Raw genomic sequence first — 21,017 nt, forward strand, 5'->3', positions numbered from 1 at the left:
AGATAAACAATGATTATTCATAATGATGATAAGATAAAAATTGAATATAATGAGCAGTTTAACAGCAGCGCAATCCCTCAGAATGCTGTGGGAGCCACTGCATCGACCACTCTCCGGACGCTGGATTTTACGCCATCTAATGACAATGCCATATTTGTGAGTAAAACTGGTAGCGACAGCGGTGTGGGAACACTGGCTGATCCGGTTCTGACAATAAATAGGGCCAACGAACTGGTTGATGTGACGCATGCCAGGATAGTTATTCTGGATTCAGAGAATTATAATATTTATTACTTAAAAACTAATGAGAATCTAGCTGGTATGTATGCAGCAATTGGCGAGACACCAACACTCAGCATGACTGGTGTGAATGCCGTTATCGGAAGAACGCTTTATAGTCAAAATGAATACTCTCCGGGGCTGGCAGCGTGTTATCTCTCCGATGGTAATCTTTTCCTGTTATGGCATCCAAGTGAACAAGGTTATCTAACGTTTCGTGTTGTCGATAAAGATGACTTTTCTGATATTATTGCTCCTACTACGATTCCTATTTATACATATAATGACGAGAATTTTGCATGCTGTCTGACAGCTGATGGGAATGTTTTTGTGATTCACAATCAAGACAACTATATGCATTACCTGGTTATAAGCACCACGACATGGCAGGTGATTTATGACTCGGGTTCGTTAGAATATTATCACTATAACAAACCAGTGCTCTTAGATAATGGAAATATTCTTCTTATCACATATTATGCAAATGGTACCAATAATGGTATGTACTATGCGATTATCAATGGATCTACGTACGCTCTGGGTTCTTTAACATTGATTAAGGTGGGTGTATCGGCAAGAGCCGTGGCGATTGATCCTGACGGCAACATCTCTATTGTGTATGGAGACGGCTCTACATATTCAAATCCTGTCATATATTATCGAAAATACACTCAGGCCATGGTTGCAGTTGTGGGTGAGACATTGCTTTCTTCAAGTGGCATGTTTGTGTGGGGGCTGGCTACATGGGATGATTATATGGTTCTCATGTATACTAAAGCAATGACAACAGATATTTTAGCAATATACTATAAAATTATAAACTCATCGTATCTGGAAGTATATCCGGAACGAAGTGTTACGACTGGAGCACTCAGGCTCGCGATTGATGTGATGCCAAGAATATGCGCGAGTGGTTATGGCACGTTCGCTTTAGTATGGAATGAGGCACTTTCTGGTGCAGGCGATGGACCAGTATACTACTGTGTTGGGCGGATGATACCTGCATATGTGATATCACAAAGCGATTTGAAATATGATGGTTTTAAAATTACCGTACCAACGGCAGAAGCTGGAATGGAGCGACTATTTTTGCAAGGTGGCGATTTAACGATTAAGCATACCACTGTACATGATATCCCTGAGTTTTCAACAGGAAATTGTATGGCTCTCACGCTTAACAAAGGGAGGCATGCATTTACATTTCAGAATGTCCTTATGAGGAAAAATATCCTGAACATGCTCCTGGAGTCGGATGATGTTATTGTTAATCAGTCCATATTTTTCGCAAACCGTAAAAATCCGTCCCTTGAAATCGATGGCGCCGGAGCGGGAATTAGCCTAACTAAAAATACCTTCTTCAATAACTATGGCGCGATAAAGCTTTTGAATAACGACGGAAATGAAATTGTTAATGACTCGATATTCCACGACAACCTCAATTATGATGTGAACGCAGAAACAGCCCTGACTGTAAATAATAGTATTTCCACTGGCCTCATGATCGTTGCTGTGCTCAATTTCGCGAACTGCCTGCAGGCCGATCCCCGATTCATTAATGATGGATTCATTGATGAAAATGATCTGAATGTCGATATCCGACTTAGAGTCCTGGGATATCCCTGTGATTCTCCGGCGTATAAATTTGCCTCGGACGGGGAAAACTCCGGCGCCATTGATGTTCTATATAACTATGTGGCATCCACCTATGATACATGTCTCATACAAAAGCCGGAGAAGTTCATTGTTGAATACCGTCCTGTGGGGGCCGTTAAAAACATCATGATTGATGGCACGGTGAACACGGCCAAGCAGGGGCAGATTATAGCGATCATTGCGGAATGGAAAGGCATACTGGAAGAGGACTGGGAGAGCCTGCATGACGTATGGCTGAAAGGAAAAATGGTGCGGTTGTATCCTGATCCTATTACCCATCCGGAACAGTACAGGGCGATGAGGATTGAATTCTCGAACATCCAGGGAAGTACGGATTATTACGGGCTGGATGGTGACGGGAAGCAGAACATAAAAATGGTGTTCGCGGCCAGGTATCTCGATGTATAACATATCGGTCATAAAAAACGGCGTCTCGCATGTGATTCCGGAGTCGGACGTTATCAAGGTCCAGCGCCGGGATTCCGAGACCATCAGCTTTAATTTCACGAATATGATATCCGCGACGATGTCCGTTATCCTGGACAACGCCGAACACAAATATGATGATGATTACGAGGGAACGCTGTTTTATTCCGGCTGGTATGATGCGACGCTGCTTATCAGCGATGAGCTGGATGATGTCATCTGGCGCGGCCGCATAAAAAATATTGAGAAAAGCACCAACGCCCAGTTGGTGGTAAAATCGGCAAACTTCATCAAGGAGATCGTTGATGCCGATTGTTCCATTTCGTATGGCGTTGAAACGGATATCACCCCGGCAAAAATAATTTATTATCTGCTTACCAGTATCGTTAATATTCCAGAAGAGTTTCTGAAGCTAAAAACATTTGAAGATGCCGATGATATCCAGACTGAGAATAGCTGTTTTGTTGAAATTAAATACTCCGAAGAGTCCACGAAAAAATGTGGGTCAATTATAAAGGAACTATGCCGCCTTACCAGCTCTTATCTGTACATTGAGAACGACATCATTCGGTACCACCAGGACAGGCTGTATACCGGTGTACTGGGGGAACATGTCAGGGAATCGGACATCAGGGAGGCCGGGTATAAGACGGAATATTATACTGATGATATCAGCAACAATTATTATATCGCATATAAAAACGTAACGGCAGTGGCATATGCGAACCCCGGCACAATTGAGGATTATATTCAGGAATCACGGGATGCCTATGGATCAAAAACATTCCGCGTTCCTGATGATGATATGGATTCAGCTCTCGCCGCGGATTTTAGAATTTTATTAAAAACACAGGCGGGGGCAGCGTGGTGTGGTAGCTGTAAAATAGAGAGGAACCATCAATTCCTACAGCTGGCGACGATTGAACTGAATGGAGAAAAACAGTATATACCGCTCAATAGTCAAATAGACCTTACTTATAACAGTTTTAGCCGGGAGCCGCTCCGGGTCATCGAAAAAAAGCCTGATAAAGATAATAACCGGGTAACGATGAAGTGCCTGTTTCTCAATAAGCCTTACAGATTTATTGACAGGGATATTACGCCACCAGTACCGGTTGAGATAGTGAAGGCCTGTTTTCTCGACGAGGACACGGTCCGAATATGGTTCTTCCCTTCGGTATCCAGTGACGCGACCCGGTATGAACTGGAGATCGGCGAGCACGAGGGTTTTTATGATGAGATCACTAGTCAGGGGCTCAGTCCGGTTATCCTTGATCCCGAAGAAGACGTGATACTGTACTATGCCGATATATCGGGCCTTGTTAAAAACCAGTATTACATGCGTATCATCTGCTATGATAATAAAATGAATGAATCACTTCCCTCGAATGTGTTTTCTGTCCTGCGGGTTGAGGATGCCGAAGATTACGAGTCGCGCTACAGGATCGACGGGGATGTCTTTTTGGGCGTATCGTCACTACTGAACAGACAGACCGGCGATGTTCTCCCTGAAGAGTTTGTGAGATATGATGATGTCAACTACAGCGACGGAGTGTATGGGTATCATTCGGTGTATTATAGCAGGCCGTTCGGGTCGGCAAAGGGGTTTGATACATTGAAATTTAAGGCCGGGACTCTATATTTACAGAAGGTTTATATTCAGTATCGGGAACTGCTCAATGGAGTTTTCCAGGCCTGGAGCGGTGTGTTTTCCAGTGATAATATTATCATGGTGAAATGCAACGGCGAGCGCCGGATTCAGTTGCGGTATTTGATTGGCGGGAATGACATAAATATAACTCTGAAAGAAGTGCGGGAGGTGGCATAATGGCCGCGTGGGATAAATTGTTGAGCATTTTAGGTATGACGGACCGAGTCGCGCATGTTGATAGCAACAGCGTCGATGATTATAACATGATGAAAAACGCGTTTCAGGAATTGTGCGGGGACGGGAGTGCTCCTCCGAGCAGGAACCTTAAAGAAATAAATGATACTATTGATGAATTTGCTGTAATTATTGGGCAAACAATCATGTATGATGGTATTGATGATCCTGATAATTTTTTTCTGTGTGATGGTGCTGCTTATTCGAGGGAAACCTACACGTTGTTATATAACAGAATTACAAAAAGCAAAGGATCATGTACTATTAGCATCGCATCTCCGGCAGTGGTCACACTTAACGCTCATGGTCTCCAGACCGGGGCCCGTATCGAATTATCGACAACAGGGGCACTGCCTACTGGGATCACAGCATATACCAATTATTATATAGGCCGGATTGATGATAATACATTTTATCTCTATGATACATATGTAAATGCAGTTGCAGGAGGAACGACCGGGCGGATTAATACCAGTGGATCACAGTCGGGAACCCATACTCTCCGATATGTGCCCCATGGGACACCTAATTCGACTGAATTTTATGTGCCAAACCGACAGGGTGTGGTTTCTAAAGGAGTTGGCTCTCAGATGATAAACGGTCGTGTCAAAACAGGGCCGGGTTTTGGTGGGGTGGAGGAAGACCGGTTCCAAAAATTCAAAATGGATGTTGGGGTCGCGCCATTATATACAAGAACTGTTTCGCTTGCAGCAGGAGCGACTTCGGTGTATGTCTATGACGGTACTGGAACGAAGAAGTATATTGATATTTTTCTTGATGATGGAACAAACGGAACACCGCGTACAGGTACGACAACGCGGGAAAACTCACTCGGAACGAAATTCTATATCAGGTATCAATAGGGAAGAGACATAATGCAGGACGATATATTAAAACTCTGGCCTGTGATTCTCTCTGTGGTGGGCCTCATTGTATGGCTTGTTCGCTTGGAAATGAAGGTGCGATTTGCTGAACAGAATATCATCAAACTTAATATGGACAACAGAAAACAGTTCGAAGGACTGGCGAGTAGTTTGGAAAAATTCAGCTGCACAACACTGGAGCTTTCACAAAGCATATCTGAATTAAAGGGTATTATATCAGAAATGAGGAGAGGGTAAATGTGGAGAAGATTGAGCGTTTATACGTCTATCTTAAAAGTACATATTTTCTGCTCATTGCTCGTTATAGAGGCAATGTGGATCAAAAGACAATGGAAGAGATTGGCAAAAAAACGGGGACATGTGTCAGGTCAGCTATTGATGAAGCCCTACAGAATCCCTTCTATGACGACAAAGAAGATCGTGACGGAGCCTTCAGCGCATTCAAACGCGGTCTGAATGCAGTAGAATAGTGATCAGAGGTGTGCTATGAATAATAGGGTCAAATACAATTCACAGCGTGATAATATCAACTTCGGAGGGAAGTTCCCAGGATTCTGGCAATGTTTCAGCACCTGCAGCTGGATGCTCATATCATTCATGGCCGGGACATCTCCGGGTGATGACGGACTGGCCCTGTATCTTGATGATGTTGAAGTATCCATCGGAAAGCCTGGTGTCGGAGAGATAATCAGGAGGAAATATAACTGGATCAAAGGTCATACGTCTTTCTGGTGGCTGGTTCAGCAGGCCGGAATAGAAAAATGGTTAAAGGACTTTGGGGTAGGAGGCAGAGCGGTTTTTCGGGACATGGATATAGGCTTCAATTCCATAAGGGATTTGCTTGAATCCGGTCCGATCATCTTGGGGACGAATAAAATCGGAGGCCTGCCGGGAGGGCACATTATTCTGGTTACCGGATACACTGATAAGGGTTTCATAGTCAATGATCCCTATGGGGATGCGTTGACCGGGTATAATTCAGACAACGGTGATTCGGTGGTTTATCCGGATGAATACCTGAAGAAATACTCTGCCGATAATGGCAGAATTCGATGTTTGTATTGGAGGAGTAATGGCTAAAAAAAACGAAGTAGATAATAAGTGGGAGTTTCTTGATAAACTGCTTGGTTATACCAGGAAACACTGGTGGAAAGTTGTATTGATCTTGTTGGCCGCAGGCGTTGCGTTCTCCGGCTGGAAGTGCCCGACCCCCTGGGGAACAATTGAAAAAACAAAGGTCTATGAGCGGGAACGTAGAGAGGGTAAATATAATTATCCTTCTGGGCCAGTCATGGATCCGCGAGGTTACTGATCATGAAGAAATTTAAAAATCAACTGGTGCATTGCTCTATAGGGATTCTTGTGGCTCTGGTTTTTGTGTTCTGGATACAGCCTATATGGGCAGTTATCTTTATATCATTATTTATAGCTCTGACCATTGAGATATGTCAGTTCCTGTACAATGACGGCCGTCAATGGAAGGTTGCGGACAGGATCCTCGATGTGTCATCTTACCTGGTGGGAGCTGGGATTGTTTTAGTATTATATCTTGTGAGGTGGTAAAATGGGAGTATCTCGAATTATTCAGATCGTAGAGATCATTCTGATTCTTTGTATTATTGTTTTTTTGAGTCTCACGGTTTCATGTAAATCGTTTGAACCGGTATGGATAAAGGATTTGCCGCCGGAATGCAATATGAGTTTAAACATGATGAAGCTATATTACGACAGTAAGGACAAATCAGGAGCAATACCGGGAACGGAACTATGCTATAAAAAATTACATCGGCTTAATTGCCAGGTGGAGACTTTTGGATGGAGAGATGATGGAGTTCCGAATCCAGTAGAATACGGGGATCCAAAAAAATACCGGGATTTTTCACAATGCCTGGCGGAATTAAAATAATCAAGATTTACACTTGACACTAATACCAGAAATTAATATATTATATAAATTAATATAGGTAGGTGTGTCATGCAGAGATTATGGATTCTGTTGTTTTTTGTTGGGTTCGCTGCAAGCTGTGAATATTTCGATTCTATGGATATCGAAAGAAACAGTCTTGAATACATTGTGCAGAGTTCCGACATGACCCAGGCAACTATAACCATAGAAAACTATTACCGATATGATGGTGACACATCAGGAGATTACGGACCAGCTATTTATGCTCCGGACGGTGGTGATCCAAATCTCCCATTTAGTTTAAGCCATGATGTTGACCTGATGAATAATGAGTCCTATTATATGATTCTTAATGCCGAGATTTCCGGAACTGGGAATATACAGGTGATCATCAAGAATGATGGCGTTGTATTATGTGATCAGAGTGCCTCGGGCCTGAATGCGGTTGTTGAGTGTAGTGCGAGGATTAAGCATTGATGAAAAAACAAAAAACCAAACCAGAGAAAGATATTAAAAAAGACCTGGATAAACAAATGTCTCATCATTGGTCACGGTATCTGTCCAGCCTCAGAAAAAAACAGAAAAAAGAATCACGTTAAGCTACGAACCGCATCTGCCATTCAGCTGATACTGCATAAAGGTTTGAAATCTGTCCCGTCAGGTACCCATAAAAAAACTCCACTCAATCCAGTGGAGTTTTTTTATGCGGCAGATCAGGAAGCAGGCACTGATCCATGAGCTGCGGTATTTCGAATATAAATTCAGCCCATTTGCCATGTATCGAATCAGCCCATATGCGGCCGCCGTGAAGCAGAATTATTTTCCATGTTACATAGAGCCCTATGCCATGGCCTTTCCTGTCGGATAATTCGGGGGTATGCAGAACGGAAAATCTCTTGAAGAGGTGGATCTTTTCACTTTCGGGAAAGCCCGGTCCCTCATTCCATACCGATACCCTGACCCTGCCCGCATCTGCGCTGATATCCAGTTTTATGGTCGCCTGCTGCTCGGAGTATTTAACGGCATTGCTCAGCAGATTGGTCAGAACGATTTTCATCAGTTCGGGATCGCATTTGGTAACGGGGATATCCTGCGCTATGTTTTCCTGAAAATCGATCTGTTTTTCCTGGAGCATTACGGCGACTATTTCACGCGAATGAAAAACGACATCGCGGTAGAAGTCGACGTTCTTCGGCTTGAGCTGGAACTGGCCTGTTTCTATTGAAGCCAGGCTGAGGTATTCACCGGCCAGGCTGAGGAGATATTCGGCCTTTTTTACTATCCGGTCTACGGCCTGTTTCTGTTTATCGGCAATCTCACCATAATATCCCTGGGAAAGCGTCTGTGCCGTCATGACGATTGATGCCAGGGGATTTTTAAGTTCGTGGCTCACGAAACTCAGCATTTCCATGTAGGAGGAAATGGCGTATGAAAGCTGTTGAATATGGTACGCCTTTTCAACGGCCTGACCGAGCCGGTGGGCATACGCCATGTGCAGGCTGACCTGGTGCCGGCTGTAGGCATTGGTCCGGCGTGACCGGCACATGAACATGCCGATATACCGGTCTTCGGATTTTAAAGGGCATACCATGGATGACCTGATGCCTTCCCTGAGGAGCATGTGAGCCGATTCACTCATGGGATTGTTCCGGACATGTAATTCCATGTCATTGATGACGCTGGGCATTCCGGAAAGAAAAACCCTCTGGATCGATCCGCCGATTATATCGGAAGCGAAGCCTTTTTTAAGATAGACCGGTTCATAGTCGGCCCGGACGAAATGGATTTCCATGCGCTGGTTGTCCTCTTCGATGAAGGCCACATCGATCCTGTCGCAGGGAATAATTTTTTTTATTTCTTCAAAGATGAAATCGAGGATTTCGTCGAGATATCTGCTTCCGGCCACCTTCATGTTAATATGAGACAGCACGGACCTTTCTGCGTCGGAAAAGGAAGATTCCGGTATGAGGTCTGATTCATCAAAAAAAAGGAGAGGATCTTTTTCCATGGCACCTCGTTTTCATTTCTGGATTGCTGTTGTTTAGTATCGGCATTTTACCGTAAAACCGAAATGAAACAATGACTTAAGCCGAATTCAGCAAATCCGCGGCAGCTGTTCCTCCAGGAGCAGGGGCAGGATGCGCTTGCCGCCGATATCGGTTTCCACGTAGGCTTTGCCTTTGAATTCCCCGGTGATTTCACCGATGACGGCGGCATCTTTGCCATGGGCGTCCTCTTTAAGAATTTTCAGGATATCTCCGGCCCGGTCTTTTTCCACGATGAATATGACTTTCCCTTCATTGGCGACGTACAGGGGGTCCAGGCCCAGGATGTCGCACATGCCGTGGACCTCTTCTTTTACCGGCAGGTTTTCTTCCACGAGCATGGCGCTGAAGGGACGGTCTTTCACGATCTCGTTGAGTACCGAAGCTACACCGCCCCTGGTGGCATCGCGCATGAATTTTATTGATTCAGGAAATTTTTTCGTGACTCCGGCGATCATGTGGTTCAGGTGCGCGCAGTCGGATTGCAGACCCCGGGAAAAGGAGAGCTGGTTCCGCTCGGCCATGATGGTCACGCCGTGATCGCCGATAGTGCCGTTGATGATGATTTTATCACCGATGGCGATCTCTCTTCTCTGTAACTCGTTTTCCAGGACGCCGATTCCCGTGGTGTTTATATAAATCCTGTCGCCTTTTCCCCGGGGAACGACCTTGGTGTCGCCCGTGACGATCTGCACACCGGCTGCATCGGCCTCTTTGCGCATGGATCGCATGATCTGCGTGAAGGTTTCCATGTCGAAGCCCTCTTCGAGGATGAGGCCGCACGAGAGATAGAGGGGGCGGGCGCCCATGACGGCCAGGTCATTGACCGTTCCGTTTACGGCGAGACTTCCGATGTCCCCGCCGGGGAAGACAATGGGAGTCACCACGAAGGTGTCCGTGGTGAATACGATCTGTCCCGGCGGTACGCTGAGAACGGCCGAATCATCGAGCTGAATGCTTTCGTTACCGAGGATTTTTCGTATAACGTTGCTGATCATGTCGTTCATGAGCTTGCCGCCGCTTCCGTGGCCGGCCTGTATTTTATCCGTCATCATTTTCTCCAGTATTTGTAATAGGCGGAGCAGGGTCCCTCGGTTGATACCATGCAGGGGCCCACGGGCCTTTCGGGTGAGCAGGCCTTGGCAAAGAGAGGACAGTCCGGAGGCAAAATGAGGCCGCGCAGGAGTTCTCCGCACTTGCATCCCGCGTGTTCCTTCGGTTCCGGCGGCGTGACGTGGAGCTTTCTCGAGGCGTCGAAATCGGCGTAGCCTTCGCGCACTGAAAGCCCGCTTTCGGGAATAACGCCGATGCCGCGCCAGGTCGCGTCGGATTTTTCAAAGACTTCGTACATAATTTCCCTGGCCCTGACATTGCCTTCTTTTTTTACTATCACGGGATATTCGTTCACCAGGGACAATTCACCCCTGATCAGTATTTCAACGAGGGAGATGGTGCCTGTAAGGAGGTCCGGCGTTTCAAAGCCGGCAATAACGCAGGGTTTGTGGAAATCATCGACGATAAAGCGCCAAGCCTCGGAGCCCAGGATTGCGCTCACATGACCGGGCAGGATGAACCCGTCGATCCTCACCTCGCCGAGACTCAGAAGCGCGGCCACGGCAGGGGGAGTCAGCTTGTTTCCCGGCAGGATTGAGAAATTGGATATATTCCTTTTTTTCGCTTCCATGACGGCCGCGGCCTGGGTAGGCGCCGTGGTCTCGAAGCCCACGCTGAGAAAGACAACCTCCCTGCCGGGATTATCCACGGCGATGTCCAGGGATTCCAGGGGAGAGTATACCACGCGGATATCCATGCCGTCGCCCAATTCCCTGCCCAGCGAACTGTAGGAGGAGGGGACCTTGATCATGTCACCGAAGGTGGTCAGGATGGCATTATGCTCTTTGCCGACCTGGATGGCCCTGTCGAGATACTCATTGGCGGTGACGCATACGGGACATCCGGGACCGTCGATCAGGGTGAGTCCCTGAGGGAAAATATCCTTTACGCCGGATTTGAAGAATTCCGCCGTGTGGGTGCCGCAGACCTCCATGATGCGCAATTCATGGTCAAGCTTGATATCTGTCAGCCGGCGGGCGAGCTGTTTTATGGTTTCTTTGTTCATAATGTTATATTCAGCACCGGAATTGAATAGGATTTGAGAATAAATTATTATCAGTTTTTCGCAAAGGTGTTTTGAAGGCAAGTAAATAATTTTTCTTAATTTCTATTTTATGCGGTATATCACACCTGCATTGAGGGATAATTACCCGGAGGCGTTATAAATAATGATTGCCAAATAATCAGAATTAAAGGAAATTGAATATTGGCTGAAAATATACCTGCTCCCGTGTTAAAGACGGCAGTCCGGATAGTAACAGAGCATCATTATGCCTATAAGAATGGTTTCCAGAATAAGAAGCAAAATATTTGCAAGCTTCATCATGATTATTATCATGATCGGTGGCGGTGCTGTCATTATCGGCATTAAAATGATCAATGACAACATTGTCGCTCAGGCCTATGAGCAGGTACAGAAGCACCTGGAAACGACACAGTACATGTATGACCAGGAGGGAAAGACGCAGTCGCTTTTCCTTCTCTATGTGTCTCATAAAGGCCAGATTGCCGATGCCGCTGAAGCGCGGAACCGCAGTATTCTTATCGCGAAATTAAAGGAAGTGAACCTCTCGCTTGAATCGGACATACTGGCAATTACCGATGCCCGGGGCCGTGTCCTGGCCCGTTTAAACAACAGTGACAATTATGGCGATTACGTGGGTGATATTGCCTGTATAAACCATGTATTGAAAGAAGGGAAGCCCTGCACCGGTTCGGAAATTCTGACGAGGGATATACTCCTTGCCGAAGGTGAGGACGTGGCCCGGCGCACCTTTATCAAGGTGATACCCACTCCTCATGAAAGGAAGCTGAAAAAAGAATCGGAAGACCGGGCCCTGGTCCAGATGGCCGCCTTTCCGATTTTTAAGAATAATACACTCGTCGGCATAATATACAGCGCTAAAATACTCAACAACAGCATGTCTTTTGTGGACAGGATCAGAAGCCTGGTGTTCAAGGATGAAAAAATAAAGGGGCAGGATCTGGGCACCACCACTATTTTTCTCGATGATGTGAGAATATCCACAAACGTGAAACGACTCGATGGGTCCAGCAGTATCGGTACGCGCGTATCCGAACAGGTCTATCACCAGGTTGTGGAGAAGAGGAGCACCTGGCTTGACAAGGCCTTCGTGGTGAACACCTGGTATATAGCCGCCTATACTCCCATATTTGACATAAATGAGAAGGTTATCGGCATACTCTATGTGGGGATTCTCGAGGATAAGTTTAATGCCATTAAAAGACAAACCATTGCATATCTTGTGGCCCTCATATTCCTCACCAGCATCCTGGCGTTTTTTCTGAACATTTATCTTCTTCGCAACATACTCAATCCCATTAAAAGTCTCATGATCGGAGCCAATGAGGTGGCGAAGGGCAATTTCAGCTATAAAATAGGGCGCCGGTACGAGGGAGAGATGGAACTGCTTTGCACTGCCTTCGATAAGATGGTTGACGCCATCGAAGAAAAGGATAGGGCCCTGAAGGAGCGGACCCAGCAGCAGATCATGCAGTCGGAAAAACTCGCCTCCCTGGGCCGCCTTGCCTCGGGCATCGCCCATGAGATAAATAATCCGCTCACGGGTGTCTTGACCTACAGCAGCCTGCTTCTCGATGATCTGAAGGAAACGGAATATTCCGAGGATCTGAAGGTCATAGTGGATGAAACCATGCGGTGCCGGAGCATAGTCAGGGGGATACTCGATTTCGCCCGGGAGACCAAGCTGGAGAAACAGAGAACGAATCTGAACAAGATAATAATTGATTCCCTTTCAATTCTTGAAAAAAACTATAGATTCCAGAACGTTACCATACATAAAGTGCTGGGCGATATACCTGACTTTAATATCGACGTCAATCAGATGATTTCGGTCATCAATAATTTCGCCATTAACTCGGCCGATGCAATGCCCGGAGGGGGATCACTCGTGGTTCAGACATGGTACGAGCATGGCAATCATGAGGTCGTGATGTCCATTACCGATACGGGAACGGGCATCAGCAGGGAAAATCTGAAAAAGATATTCGATCCCTTTTTTACGACAAAGGAAACGGGGCAGGGGACGGGGCTCGGCCTGGCCGTCACCTACGGGATTGTTGAACGGCACGGGGGAACCATAGCCGTGGAAAGCACCGTTGGAGAGGGAACGACTTTTACAATTAGGCTTCCCGTTATGTGATATATTGATAAAAAAAATCCTGAATGAAAGAGAGAATACCTATGGGACAACAAGTAAAAATTCTTATTGTTGACGATGAAGAAATAGTTCACAAAAGCTGTCTCCGAATCCTGAGAAACGAACAGTATGAAATGGACACGGCCTCCAATGCCGAGGAGGGCCTGGAGAAAATCGATAAAAAGAGCTATGACATCATTGTCAGCGATCTCATGATGCCCGGCATGGGCGGCATGGAATTTCTCCGGATAATAAAAAAGCGCAATCTCGACGTGACCGTTATCATTTTCACCGGTTATGCCACGGCAGAAACGGCCAGGGAAGCGCTCAAGCTGGGCGCCTTCGATTACATCCCGAAGCCCTTTACGCCGGAAGAATTCCGCGACGTGGTGAAAAACGCCATTGAGTCCCGTCGGGAGAACTCCAATGCCAAGATGCTGGATCTCATGGCCATTGTGTCACATGAACTGAAAAGTCCCGTGGCCGTTGTGCAGACCACGGCTGAGACCCTGTATCGGGGATATTTCGGCAACCTCGATGAGAAACAGCAGGAAATCGTGGGAAAGATCATAAGAAACTGCCAGTACCTTGAGGATATAATCCGCAGCTATATTGACCTCTCCAGGATGGAAATTGATGACATGGAATCCTTCAAGGAGAACATCGACCTGGTGAACGATGTCGTGGCTCCCGTCATTGACATTCCGGAAAACCAGGTCAATTACAGGAAAATGAAACTGGTCACGCTATTCAGGGCGACCCCCCAGGTTTTTGGAGATCCCAACCTGCTGAAGATAGTCGTCACCAACCTGGTGAACAATGCCATCAAGTATGGAAAGGAAGGTACGGACATACTTATCGAGGTCTGGAAGGAAGGGACTGAAGCCTGCTTTGCCATTCGCAACGAGGGTGTGGGGATTGCAAAACAGGATATCGAAAACAGGCTTTTCAACAAGTTCGCGCGGCTGAAGCAGAAGGGGACCGAGGGCATAAAGGGCTCCGGTCTTGGCCTTTATATCTGCAAGAAAATCATAGAAAAACACACCGGGAGCATGAAAGTGGAATCGGAAGAGGGGAAATGGGTCCGGTTTATCTTCTCTATCCCCGTCAGCTGAGACGGTTCTTGTCACCGGTGATGAAGACGATTACGTTTTCGTCGATGAGGTATTCAAATTCCTTGCTCTGATCTATGGATGAGATGGGGAGGCGTGGTTTTATCAGGGGGTCGATCCTGAAGAGTTTTTTCAGATCCACGATGAAGGACAGGTGCTCGCTGCGGAACTTATTCTCTATAAAGACCGACATGTTCTCTCCGCCCAGGGAATATTTTGTCACATAATAACTCTTCGTATCATTGAACACGGTGAGGAGTTTCTTGTCCTTTAATATCTTCGATGTCTCTTCAATATTAGTCAGGTTTACCTTGAAGTGGCTGTTCTCCTGCTTGTTTCCTGCTCCAACAAGGTGGAAACAGATGAGATCTTTTTCTTCTATCTTGTAAAAGTTTTTGAATACATAGAGCATCTCATTGATCTGCTGAAGTGCACTTTTCCTGGCAACTTTACTTTCCCGATGCGGGTTCGCGATGACTATATGGTTGGCTGCCAGGATATATTCTTTTCCCCTGCCGATTATTACCGTGGATATACAGGAACCCAAGACCAGGGAGAGGGTTTGTTTGTCCGAGATGAATTTAACCTCGTTGAGGGTGGGGCTGCAATATCTTTCTCCGGGGGGGAGTATGAATTCAGAAAAATCTGTTATCTTTATTTCATCGGTGTCCATGTAATAGTTCAAAATCCTTCATTGCTGTATTGTCATCATTGTTATGAAGAGTATATCAAAAATGACCTGTAGTCAAGCACTAACAGTTATAAAATTAAACTTAAATGAATTGAAAAATGAGGCAGGTGATTATAGTGTGACTTTGTCGGATTGTTACGGAATATTTTTGCGCTTATAAAGAACAAAGATCGGGAGACCCGATGGTTAAAACACTGACGGAAATTTTCACGGAAAGCGGGACTATAGACGATTTCAGAAAGAACGTCATGCAGCACGAGGGGCGCTTCCCCTTTGATGTCGACGATATGACCGGTCTTGGCAATGCCTATCTGAAAAGATATCCCGATTCTTTTGAAAACAGGAACAGTGAACATGTCCTCCTGGGCTATGAACTGGTAAGGATATGCATCACGGAAAAACTGGTTGCTTCCTGTGAAGAAAAAATTCAGGCAAAAATCCGGAAGATGTTCGGCAGTATCCCCTGTATCGATCCCTGTGCGAAGGAATTAATCAGTGACATGGGCTATGAGGCGTCATGTATGGTCCTCGGAGAAATGAGCAGGGTACTCGATGACATCAAGTTTACCATAGAGACTATGAAGCCGGGAGTTGTCAAGGAGCGCTATATCGGTGGAATCTCGAAGTTTTATAATATCATCTATCTTTTAAAGATGAGCATGGAGAAGTACAAATGATTTCCCGGGGCTCTCTGGCATGAAATATCTTTTTTTTAACAGTATCCGGGGGCGGCTCATATTCTGGTTTTCAATCATTTTCGCCGCTTCTTTTATTGTTTACACGGTCATCAGTTACGTTCAGATGCGCGATGAAATCCTCGACCGGGAGAAAGCCAAGCTTGAATCAATCCGGGATCTGAAGGTGAGGGAAATCGACAGCTGGATTGACAAGATTGCCGGTGATATGCGGACCCTGATAAGCACCGAGGAGATCAAGGTCACGGGGCATAATCTCTGTATCGGCAGCCCCGTGGGGAAGAAGGAAAGCCAGTCCCTGGTGAGGCTTCTGGACAGCTATATCAATAATTATAACATATATTATGAAATATTCATCGTCAGCGCCTTCAGCAGCACCATTGTTTATTCCACGAGCAGCGACAACGTGGGACAGGAACGACTGAACAATGCCTATATTTCCGAGACCCTGAAAGCCAATGATATTTTTATCAAGGATATTTACTATTCAAGGAACCTCAATGTTCCCACCATGACTTTTTCCATCCCCCTTTCCCCTGCGCGGTATTACGATACGAGGCCCGCGGGAGTACTGGTGGCAAGGATTTACCTGGAACGCTCCCTGTATAACTTTCTCCTGGACAGGACCGGCCTGGGCGGGACCGGAGAAACTATGATAATAAACAGCAGTCTGACGGCCCTGAACAGGCTCAGGGAGTACGATGGTTTTCCCCTGACGCTGAAGGTCAAGGACGAGGCGTCCATCCAGGCCCTGGCGGGCAAATCGGGCGTGTTGGAGTGCTCCGACTATCGCGGGGAAAAGGTTCTGGCGGCCTTCCGGCATATTCCCCGGCTCAAGTGGGGATTCGTGGCCAAGCAGGATATTCATGAACTGCTGTCCCCCATTTACAGCATGGTGGCCCAGAAAATTTTAATATTAATGTTCATCATGGGCGCTTTTTTCCTCGTGGGATTTTTCCTCTCCCGGGACATCACGGAACAGATAAACTCTCTCATAGCCGTATCGAACCGCATCAGGAGCGGTGATTATTCCTTCAGAATAATGACCTCCCGGGATGATGAATTCAGCAGGCTGAGCGAGTCCTTCAATAAAATGGCCGATTTGATCATTTCCCAGCTTAATATACAGAAAGCCAGCTCGGAAATAATTCATGTCATGGTGTCGACGCTCAACCAGGATGAATTCAGCCGCAATGTTCTGAGAAAGCTCGTGGAAACAACGGAATCCATTATCGGCGCCTTCTACATTCTGACCAGGGACGGCAATGAGTTCAAGCACCTCACCTCCATCGGCCTGGATATCGACGCCATGGAAACATTTCATGCCGAGAGCCTGGAGGGGGAATTCGGCAGGGCCCTGGCTACAAGGGAGATCGCCAAGACAAGGAATATTTCACTGCAGTCCCTGGTGAAGCTGCGGACCATCGTGGGCGATGTTGTCCCTACGGAAATCATGACTATTCCCATAATCGTGAACAACAGGACCGTGGCCATCATATCCCTGGCGAGCCTCAAGGAGTACGACCCGGAAGCCATGACTATCCTGGAAAGCATACGCCCCGTCATGAATACGGCCTTCGCCAATATCATCTCAGACGAGGAGACCCGGCGCCTGGCCAGGGAGCTTTCCGACAAGAACCAGCTTCTGATGAATCAGAAAACAGAGTTAGAGACTCAGGCGATGGAGCTGACGCGGCAGCGCGATACGGTGAGGAAGCAGAACAGGGAACTGGAGCAGCAGCGCGTCAAGGTAGAGGAGGCCAGCCGGCTGAAGAACGAGTTCCTATCGAACATGAGCCATGAACTGCGCACGCCGCTGAATTCCATCATGGCCCTGTCCAGGGTGCTCATCATGCAGACGAAGGAGAAGCTTGACGAAGAGGAGCGTGGATACCTGGAGATCATCGACCGGAACGGCGGCAAGCTGCTGGCCCTGATAAACGATATCCTCGACCTGTCAAAAATTGAATCGGGAAGAATTGACCTTAAAATAAGAGAAATCTCCATCGAGTCCATTTTGAGGGTGATAGTTGATAACCTGGAACAGATGGCCGAGGAAAAGGGAATAAAAATCGTAATTGCCGCCGATGAGGACCTTCCCCGCGTTGAAAGCGATGAGTCCCGCATATACCAGATACTTCAGAACATCATCGGCAATGCCGTGAAGTTCACTGAACAAGGCGCGGTGACCGTTACGGTAACGAAGAGAGATGAAGAAGTAATAGTCGCCATTGAGGATACGGGCATAGGCATTGCTGAAACGGACCTTCCCCATATATTCGAGGAATTCCGCCAGGTCGACGGGACCCTTTCGCGGAAGTATAGCGGTACGGGCCTGGGTCTCACCATAGCCTCAAAATCGGCGCTGCTCATATCATCGAAGATAGAAGTGGAGAGCTCTCCCGGGATCGGCTCGTGTTTCCGCGTGATCATACCCGTTGCCTGGCGCGAGCCTGAACTAGCAGCGGTCAACGGCTCTGTAACCGTCCTGAATAAAGAACAGGAGCAGGCGAAGATCCTTGCGGGGGTTCCCGATACGGGGAGATTGACCGGGACGGCCGGTAATGCCATGGGTTCCGTTTATGGAAGGAAGACCGTCCTTGTAGTGGATGATGACCATGACAATATAATAGTCGTACAGGCCGTTCTTCAGAGCCAGTATGAAATACTCTACGCCTATGACGGGCAGGAAGCCATGGATCTTATAATGAAGGAACGGCCCGATGTCATTCTCCTTGACATGTCCCTGCCGGGTAAAAGCGGCTTTGTCGTCGTCAAGGAACTCAAAACGAACGACCGAACGCGGCGCGTTCCCGTAATAGCTCTTACAGCCATGACCATGACGGGAGACCGGGAGCGTATTCTCAGGGCCGGCTGTGATGATTACATACCCAAGCCATATAATATCGATGAACTGAAGAAAAAAATAGCTTACTGGATGGAGCTCACCACATGATCAGGATCCTGGCGATCGACGACAATAACGATAATCTCATAACCATAACGGCCCTGATAAAAAGCTTCATGAAGGAATGCACGGTCATCACGGCGGATTCAGGCCGGGAGGGAATCGACAGGGCCGTGGCCGAGCAGCCCGATACCATAATTCTCGATGTGAAGATGCCGGGCATGGACGGTTTCGAGGTCTGCCGGATACTTAAGTCGGAAGAATCCACCAGGCATATACCCGTGATTCTTCTTACAGCCATCAAGACCGATATCAACAGCCGCATCAGGGGACTGGAGATCGGCGCCGATGCTTTTCTTACCAAGCCCATTGACGAGGCTGAACTCATAGCCCAGATAAATGTCATGCTGCGTATCAAGAGGGCCGAGGATCTGCTCCGGAAAGAAAAGGACCTGCTGGAGGACATGGTCACAGAGAGGACCATCGCCCTGGTGGAATCGGAAAAGAAGCTCATCAAGGAACGGGATTTCATCAACAGCCTTGAAGACGCGTCGCCGGCCTATTATGTAGCTCTCAGCACGTCAGGAAACATCCTGGCCATTAACCGGTCCCTCCTGGAAGCCCTGGAAATGCCCCGCGGCGATGTTATGAAAAAGAATTATATCGAAAATTTTGTATCACCGGCGGACCGGGAGATGGTTTTCCAGATATTCACCACGCACCTGGAGGACAGGAATCCCTCGATTATGGAGAGCAGGATAGTCTCCAGCCGGGGGACCGAGCTCCTGGTGGAATGGCACGGCAGGCCCTTCTACGGCAAGGACGGCGCCCTGGAATTTATCTTTTTCGTGGGACTTGATATCACGGAGCGCAAGAGGCTGGAGAAGATATTAATATCCAACAATGAAAAGGAGCGCCACCGCATCGGTCAGGAACTGCATGATGTTCTGGGCCAGAACCTGGCGGGCATTGCCTTCAAGAGCGGCATTCTGAAACTCAAGTTTCTGGACAAGGAACGGGGGGCCGCCCAGGATATGGAGGAAATCGTCCGTCTCATCAACGATACCATCGACAAAACCCGCAGGCTGGCCAAGGGGCTTTCCCCCGTTGATATGGCTGCCGGCGGTATCATGACCGCCATGGAGGACCTGCGCCGGAACCTCGAGTGTCAGTGCAGCGTTTCCTGCATCCTGGACCTGGATGAATCTATTTCAATCCGCGATGACCTGGAGGCCTCACATCTTTATTATATAGCGAAAGAAGCCGTGGATACGGCCGTTATCGGCAAGAAAGCCAGGAACGTTATAATATCCCTGGGACAGACGGACCGGAACGTGGTTTTGAAGATTACTGATGATGGTGAAGCGGAGGTTGAGGAAAACGGCGGAAGCACCATGTCCATCCGGCTCATGAAATACCGGGCCTGGATTATCGGCGCCTCGCTCACCGTGGCCAAAAATGAGGGGGCCGGTACGGTGATAACCTGTGTTCTCCGGGACAGCAGGAAGGTGCCGGTCGTCGCCGGTGAGGAAGGCGTTCTCGGTGATTACCTGGTGGATAGTTCGTCCCACAAGGCCGGTGTGCTCATTGTCGATGACCATCCCATTGTCAGGGAAGGGCTTTCCCAGATCATAGACCGTGACGAAGAACTCTTTGTCTGCGGTGAGGCTAAAAATTCCGATGAGGCCATAAAACAGGTGCTGAAGCTGAACCCGCACCTGGTCGTCATGGATATTTCCCTGGACGGCGCCAGCGGTATCGACCTCATAAAGGCGCTTCGGGTCCGCTTTTCGGGGCTTCCCGTGCTGGTTCTTTCCATTTATGATGAGTCAATTTATGCAGAGCGGGCCCTGAAGGCCGGTGCCCGGGGCTATGTCATGAAACAGGAAGATCCCCGGACCGTGGTGAGTGCCATCAAAACAGTTCTTGAAGGAAAGCAGTACCTGAGTGAGAGGGTACGAGAGACCATCCTCAACCGTCTTCCCTTCGACGATTCGCGCAAGGAGCGATCCGCCATCGATTGCCTGACTATCCGGGAATTCGAAATATTTCAGCTCATCGGCAACGGGAAAACAAATAAGAACATTGCTGACAGGCTCAACATAAGCGTAAAAACTGTGGAAAATTATCGGGACCGCATCAAGAACAAGATGAATTTTGAAAGTTCATCGGATCTGAACCAGTTCGCCATACAGTGGGTCATCAATCACAGCCGCGGGGAATGATAGATACAGAGAA

At 47.5% G+C, this 21,017-nt stretch carries 19 protein-coding genes; 15 read left to right on the top strand and 4 right to left on the bottom strand.

All coding sequences use genetic code 11. From position 1 onward, the window contains the following. The first annotated feature begins 9 nt into the window (after positions 1-9). The 10 genes from CVV44_20380 (at position 10) to CVV44_20425 (ending at position 7,510) form a co-directional block, all read left to right on the top strand. The gene (locus CVV44_20380; GenBank protein PKL35876.1) at positions 10-2,340 is read left to right on the top strand and encodes a hypothetical protein; all 2,331 of its coding nucleotides are present in this window, start codon (positions 10-12) and stop codon (positions 2,338-2,340) included. Then, positions 2,333-4,186 carry a hypothetical protein gene (locus CVV44_20385; protein PKL35877.1) on the top strand — a complete coding sequence of 618 codons (1,854 nt, stop codon included), beginning with the start codon at positions 2,333-2,335 and terminating at the stop codon, positions 4,184-4,186. Before CVV44_20380 ends, CVV44_20385 begins: the two co-directional genes overlap by 8 nt. After that, positions 4,186-5,106, top strand: coding sequence for a hypothetical protein (locus CVV44_20390; GenBank protein PKL35878.1), 921 nt, complete (start codon positions 4,186-4,188; stop codon positions 5,104-5,106). Before CVV44_20385 ends, CVV44_20390 begins: the two co-directional genes overlap by 1 nt. 12 nt (positions 5,107-5,118) lie before the next feature. After that, the gene (locus CVV44_20395) at positions 5,119-5,364 is read left to right on the top strand and encodes a hypothetical protein (GenBank protein ID PKL35879.1); all 246 of its coding nucleotides are present in this window, start codon (positions 5,119-5,121) and stop codon (positions 5,362-5,364) included. Between the two features lie 2 nt (positions 5,365-5,366). Then, on the top strand, positions 5,367-5,597 hold the full coding sequence (locus tag CVV44_20400) for a hypothetical protein (protein ID PKL35880.1): 231 nt from the start codon (positions 5,367-5,369) through the stop codon (positions 5,595-5,597). Between the two features lie 16 nt (positions 5,598-5,613). Then, complete coding sequence (locus tag CVV44_20405) at positions 5,614-6,207, top strand: hypothetical protein (protein ID PKL35881.1); 594 nt, start codon at positions 5,614-5,616, stop codon at positions 6,205-6,207. Continuing rightward, positions 6,200-6,439, top strand: a complete 240-nt coding sequence (locus CVV44_20410; GenBank protein PKL35882.1) for a hypothetical protein — start codon at positions 6,200-6,202, stop codon at positions 6,437-6,439. Before CVV44_20405 ends, CVV44_20410 begins: the two co-directional genes overlap by 8 nt. A gap of 2 nt (positions 6,440-6,441) precedes the next feature. Then, positions 6,442-6,690, top strand: coding sequence for a hypothetical protein (locus CVV44_20415; GenBank protein ID PKL35883.1), 249 nt, complete (start codon positions 6,442-6,444; stop codon positions 6,688-6,690). Position 6,691: 1 nt separating this feature from the next. Then, entirely contained in the window at positions 6,692-7,033 is a 342-nt protein-coding gene (locus CVV44_20420) for a hypothetical protein (protein ID PKL35884.1), read from the top strand. A gap of 69 nt (positions 7,034-7,102) precedes the next feature. Further along, positions 7,103-7,510: a hypothetical protein gene (locus CVV44_20425; protein PKL35885.1), complete on the top strand. Its 408-nt coding sequence runs from the start codon at positions 7,103-7,105 to the stop codon at positions 7,508-7,510. 205 nt (positions 7,511-7,715) lie between these two features. Here CVV44_20425 and CVV44_20430 read toward each other — a convergent pair whose 3' ends face one another. From CVV44_20430 to CVV44_20440, 3 genes are all read right to left on the bottom strand, one after another. After that, entirely contained in the window at positions 7,716-9,041 is a 1,326-nt protein-coding gene (locus CVV44_20430) for a hypothetical protein (GenBank protein PKL35886.1), read from the bottom strand. Between the two features lie 87 nt (positions 9,042-9,128). Next, on the bottom strand, positions 9,129-10,133 hold the full coding sequence (gene hypE / locus CVV44_20435; protein PKL35887.1) for a hydrogenase expression/formation protein HypE: 1,005 nt from the start codon (positions 10,131-10,133) through the stop codon (positions 9,129-9,131). After that, positions 10,130-11,197, bottom strand: coding sequence for a hydrogenase formation protein HypD (locus CVV44_20440; GenBank protein ID PKL35888.1), 1,068 nt, complete (start codon positions 11,195-11,197; stop codon positions 10,130-10,132). Before CVV44_20440 ends, hypE begins: the two co-directional genes overlap by 4 nt. A gap of 265 nt (positions 11,198-11,462) precedes the next feature. Between CVV44_20440 and CVV44_20445 the strand changes: the two genes are divergently transcribed. Together CVV44_20445 and CVV44_20450 are read left to right on the top strand one after the other, a co-directional pair. Continuing rightward, on the top strand, positions 11,463-13,376 hold the full coding sequence (locus CVV44_20445) for a hypothetical protein (protein ID PKL35889.1): 1,914 nt from the start codon (positions 11,463-11,465) through the stop codon (positions 13,374-13,376). A gap of 23 nt (positions 13,377-13,399) precedes the next feature. Beyond that, positions 13,400-14,488, top strand: coding sequence for a hypothetical protein (locus tag CVV44_20450; GenBank protein PKL35890.1), 1,089 nt, complete (start codon positions 13,400-13,402; stop codon positions 14,486-14,488). Here CVV44_20450 and CVV44_20455 read toward each other — a convergent pair. Next, complete coding sequence (locus tag CVV44_20455) at positions 14,481-15,158, bottom strand: hypothetical protein (protein PKL35891.1); 678 nt, start codon at positions 15,156-15,158, stop codon at positions 14,481-14,483. The genes CVV44_20450 and CVV44_20455 overlap by 8 nt on opposite strands. 200 nt (positions 15,159-15,358) lie before the next feature. On the opposite strand from CVV44_20455, the gene CVV44_20460 reads away from it, so the two are divergent. Genes CVV44_20460 through CVV44_20470 form a run of 3 tightly spaced genes read left to right on the top strand, consistent with a single transcriptional unit; the run spans position 15,359 to position 21,004 of the window. Continuing rightward, positions 15,359-15,853: a hypothetical protein gene (locus tag CVV44_20460; GenBank protein PKL35892.1), complete on the top strand. Its 495-nt coding sequence runs from the start codon at positions 15,359-15,361 to the stop codon at positions 15,851-15,853. 19 nt (positions 15,854-15,872) lie between these two features. Beyond that, entirely contained in the window at positions 15,873-18,827 is a 2,955-nt protein-coding gene (locus CVV44_20465) for a hypothetical protein (protein ID PKL35893.1), read from the top strand. Continuing rightward, positions 18,824-21,004, top strand: a complete 2,181-nt coding sequence (locus tag CVV44_20470) for a hypothetical protein (GenBank protein ID PKL35894.1) — start codon at positions 18,824-18,826, stop codon at positions 21,002-21,004. The genes CVV44_20465 and CVV44_20470 overlap by 4 nt, the downstream gene beginning before the upstream one ends. Positions 21,005-21,017 lie beyond the last annotated feature (13 nt).

This window comes from Spirochaetae bacterium HGW-Spirochaetae-1 (assembly GCA_002839375.1).
Classification (GTDB): domain Bacteria; phylum Spirochaetota; class UBA4802; order UBA4802; family UBA5550; genus PGXY01.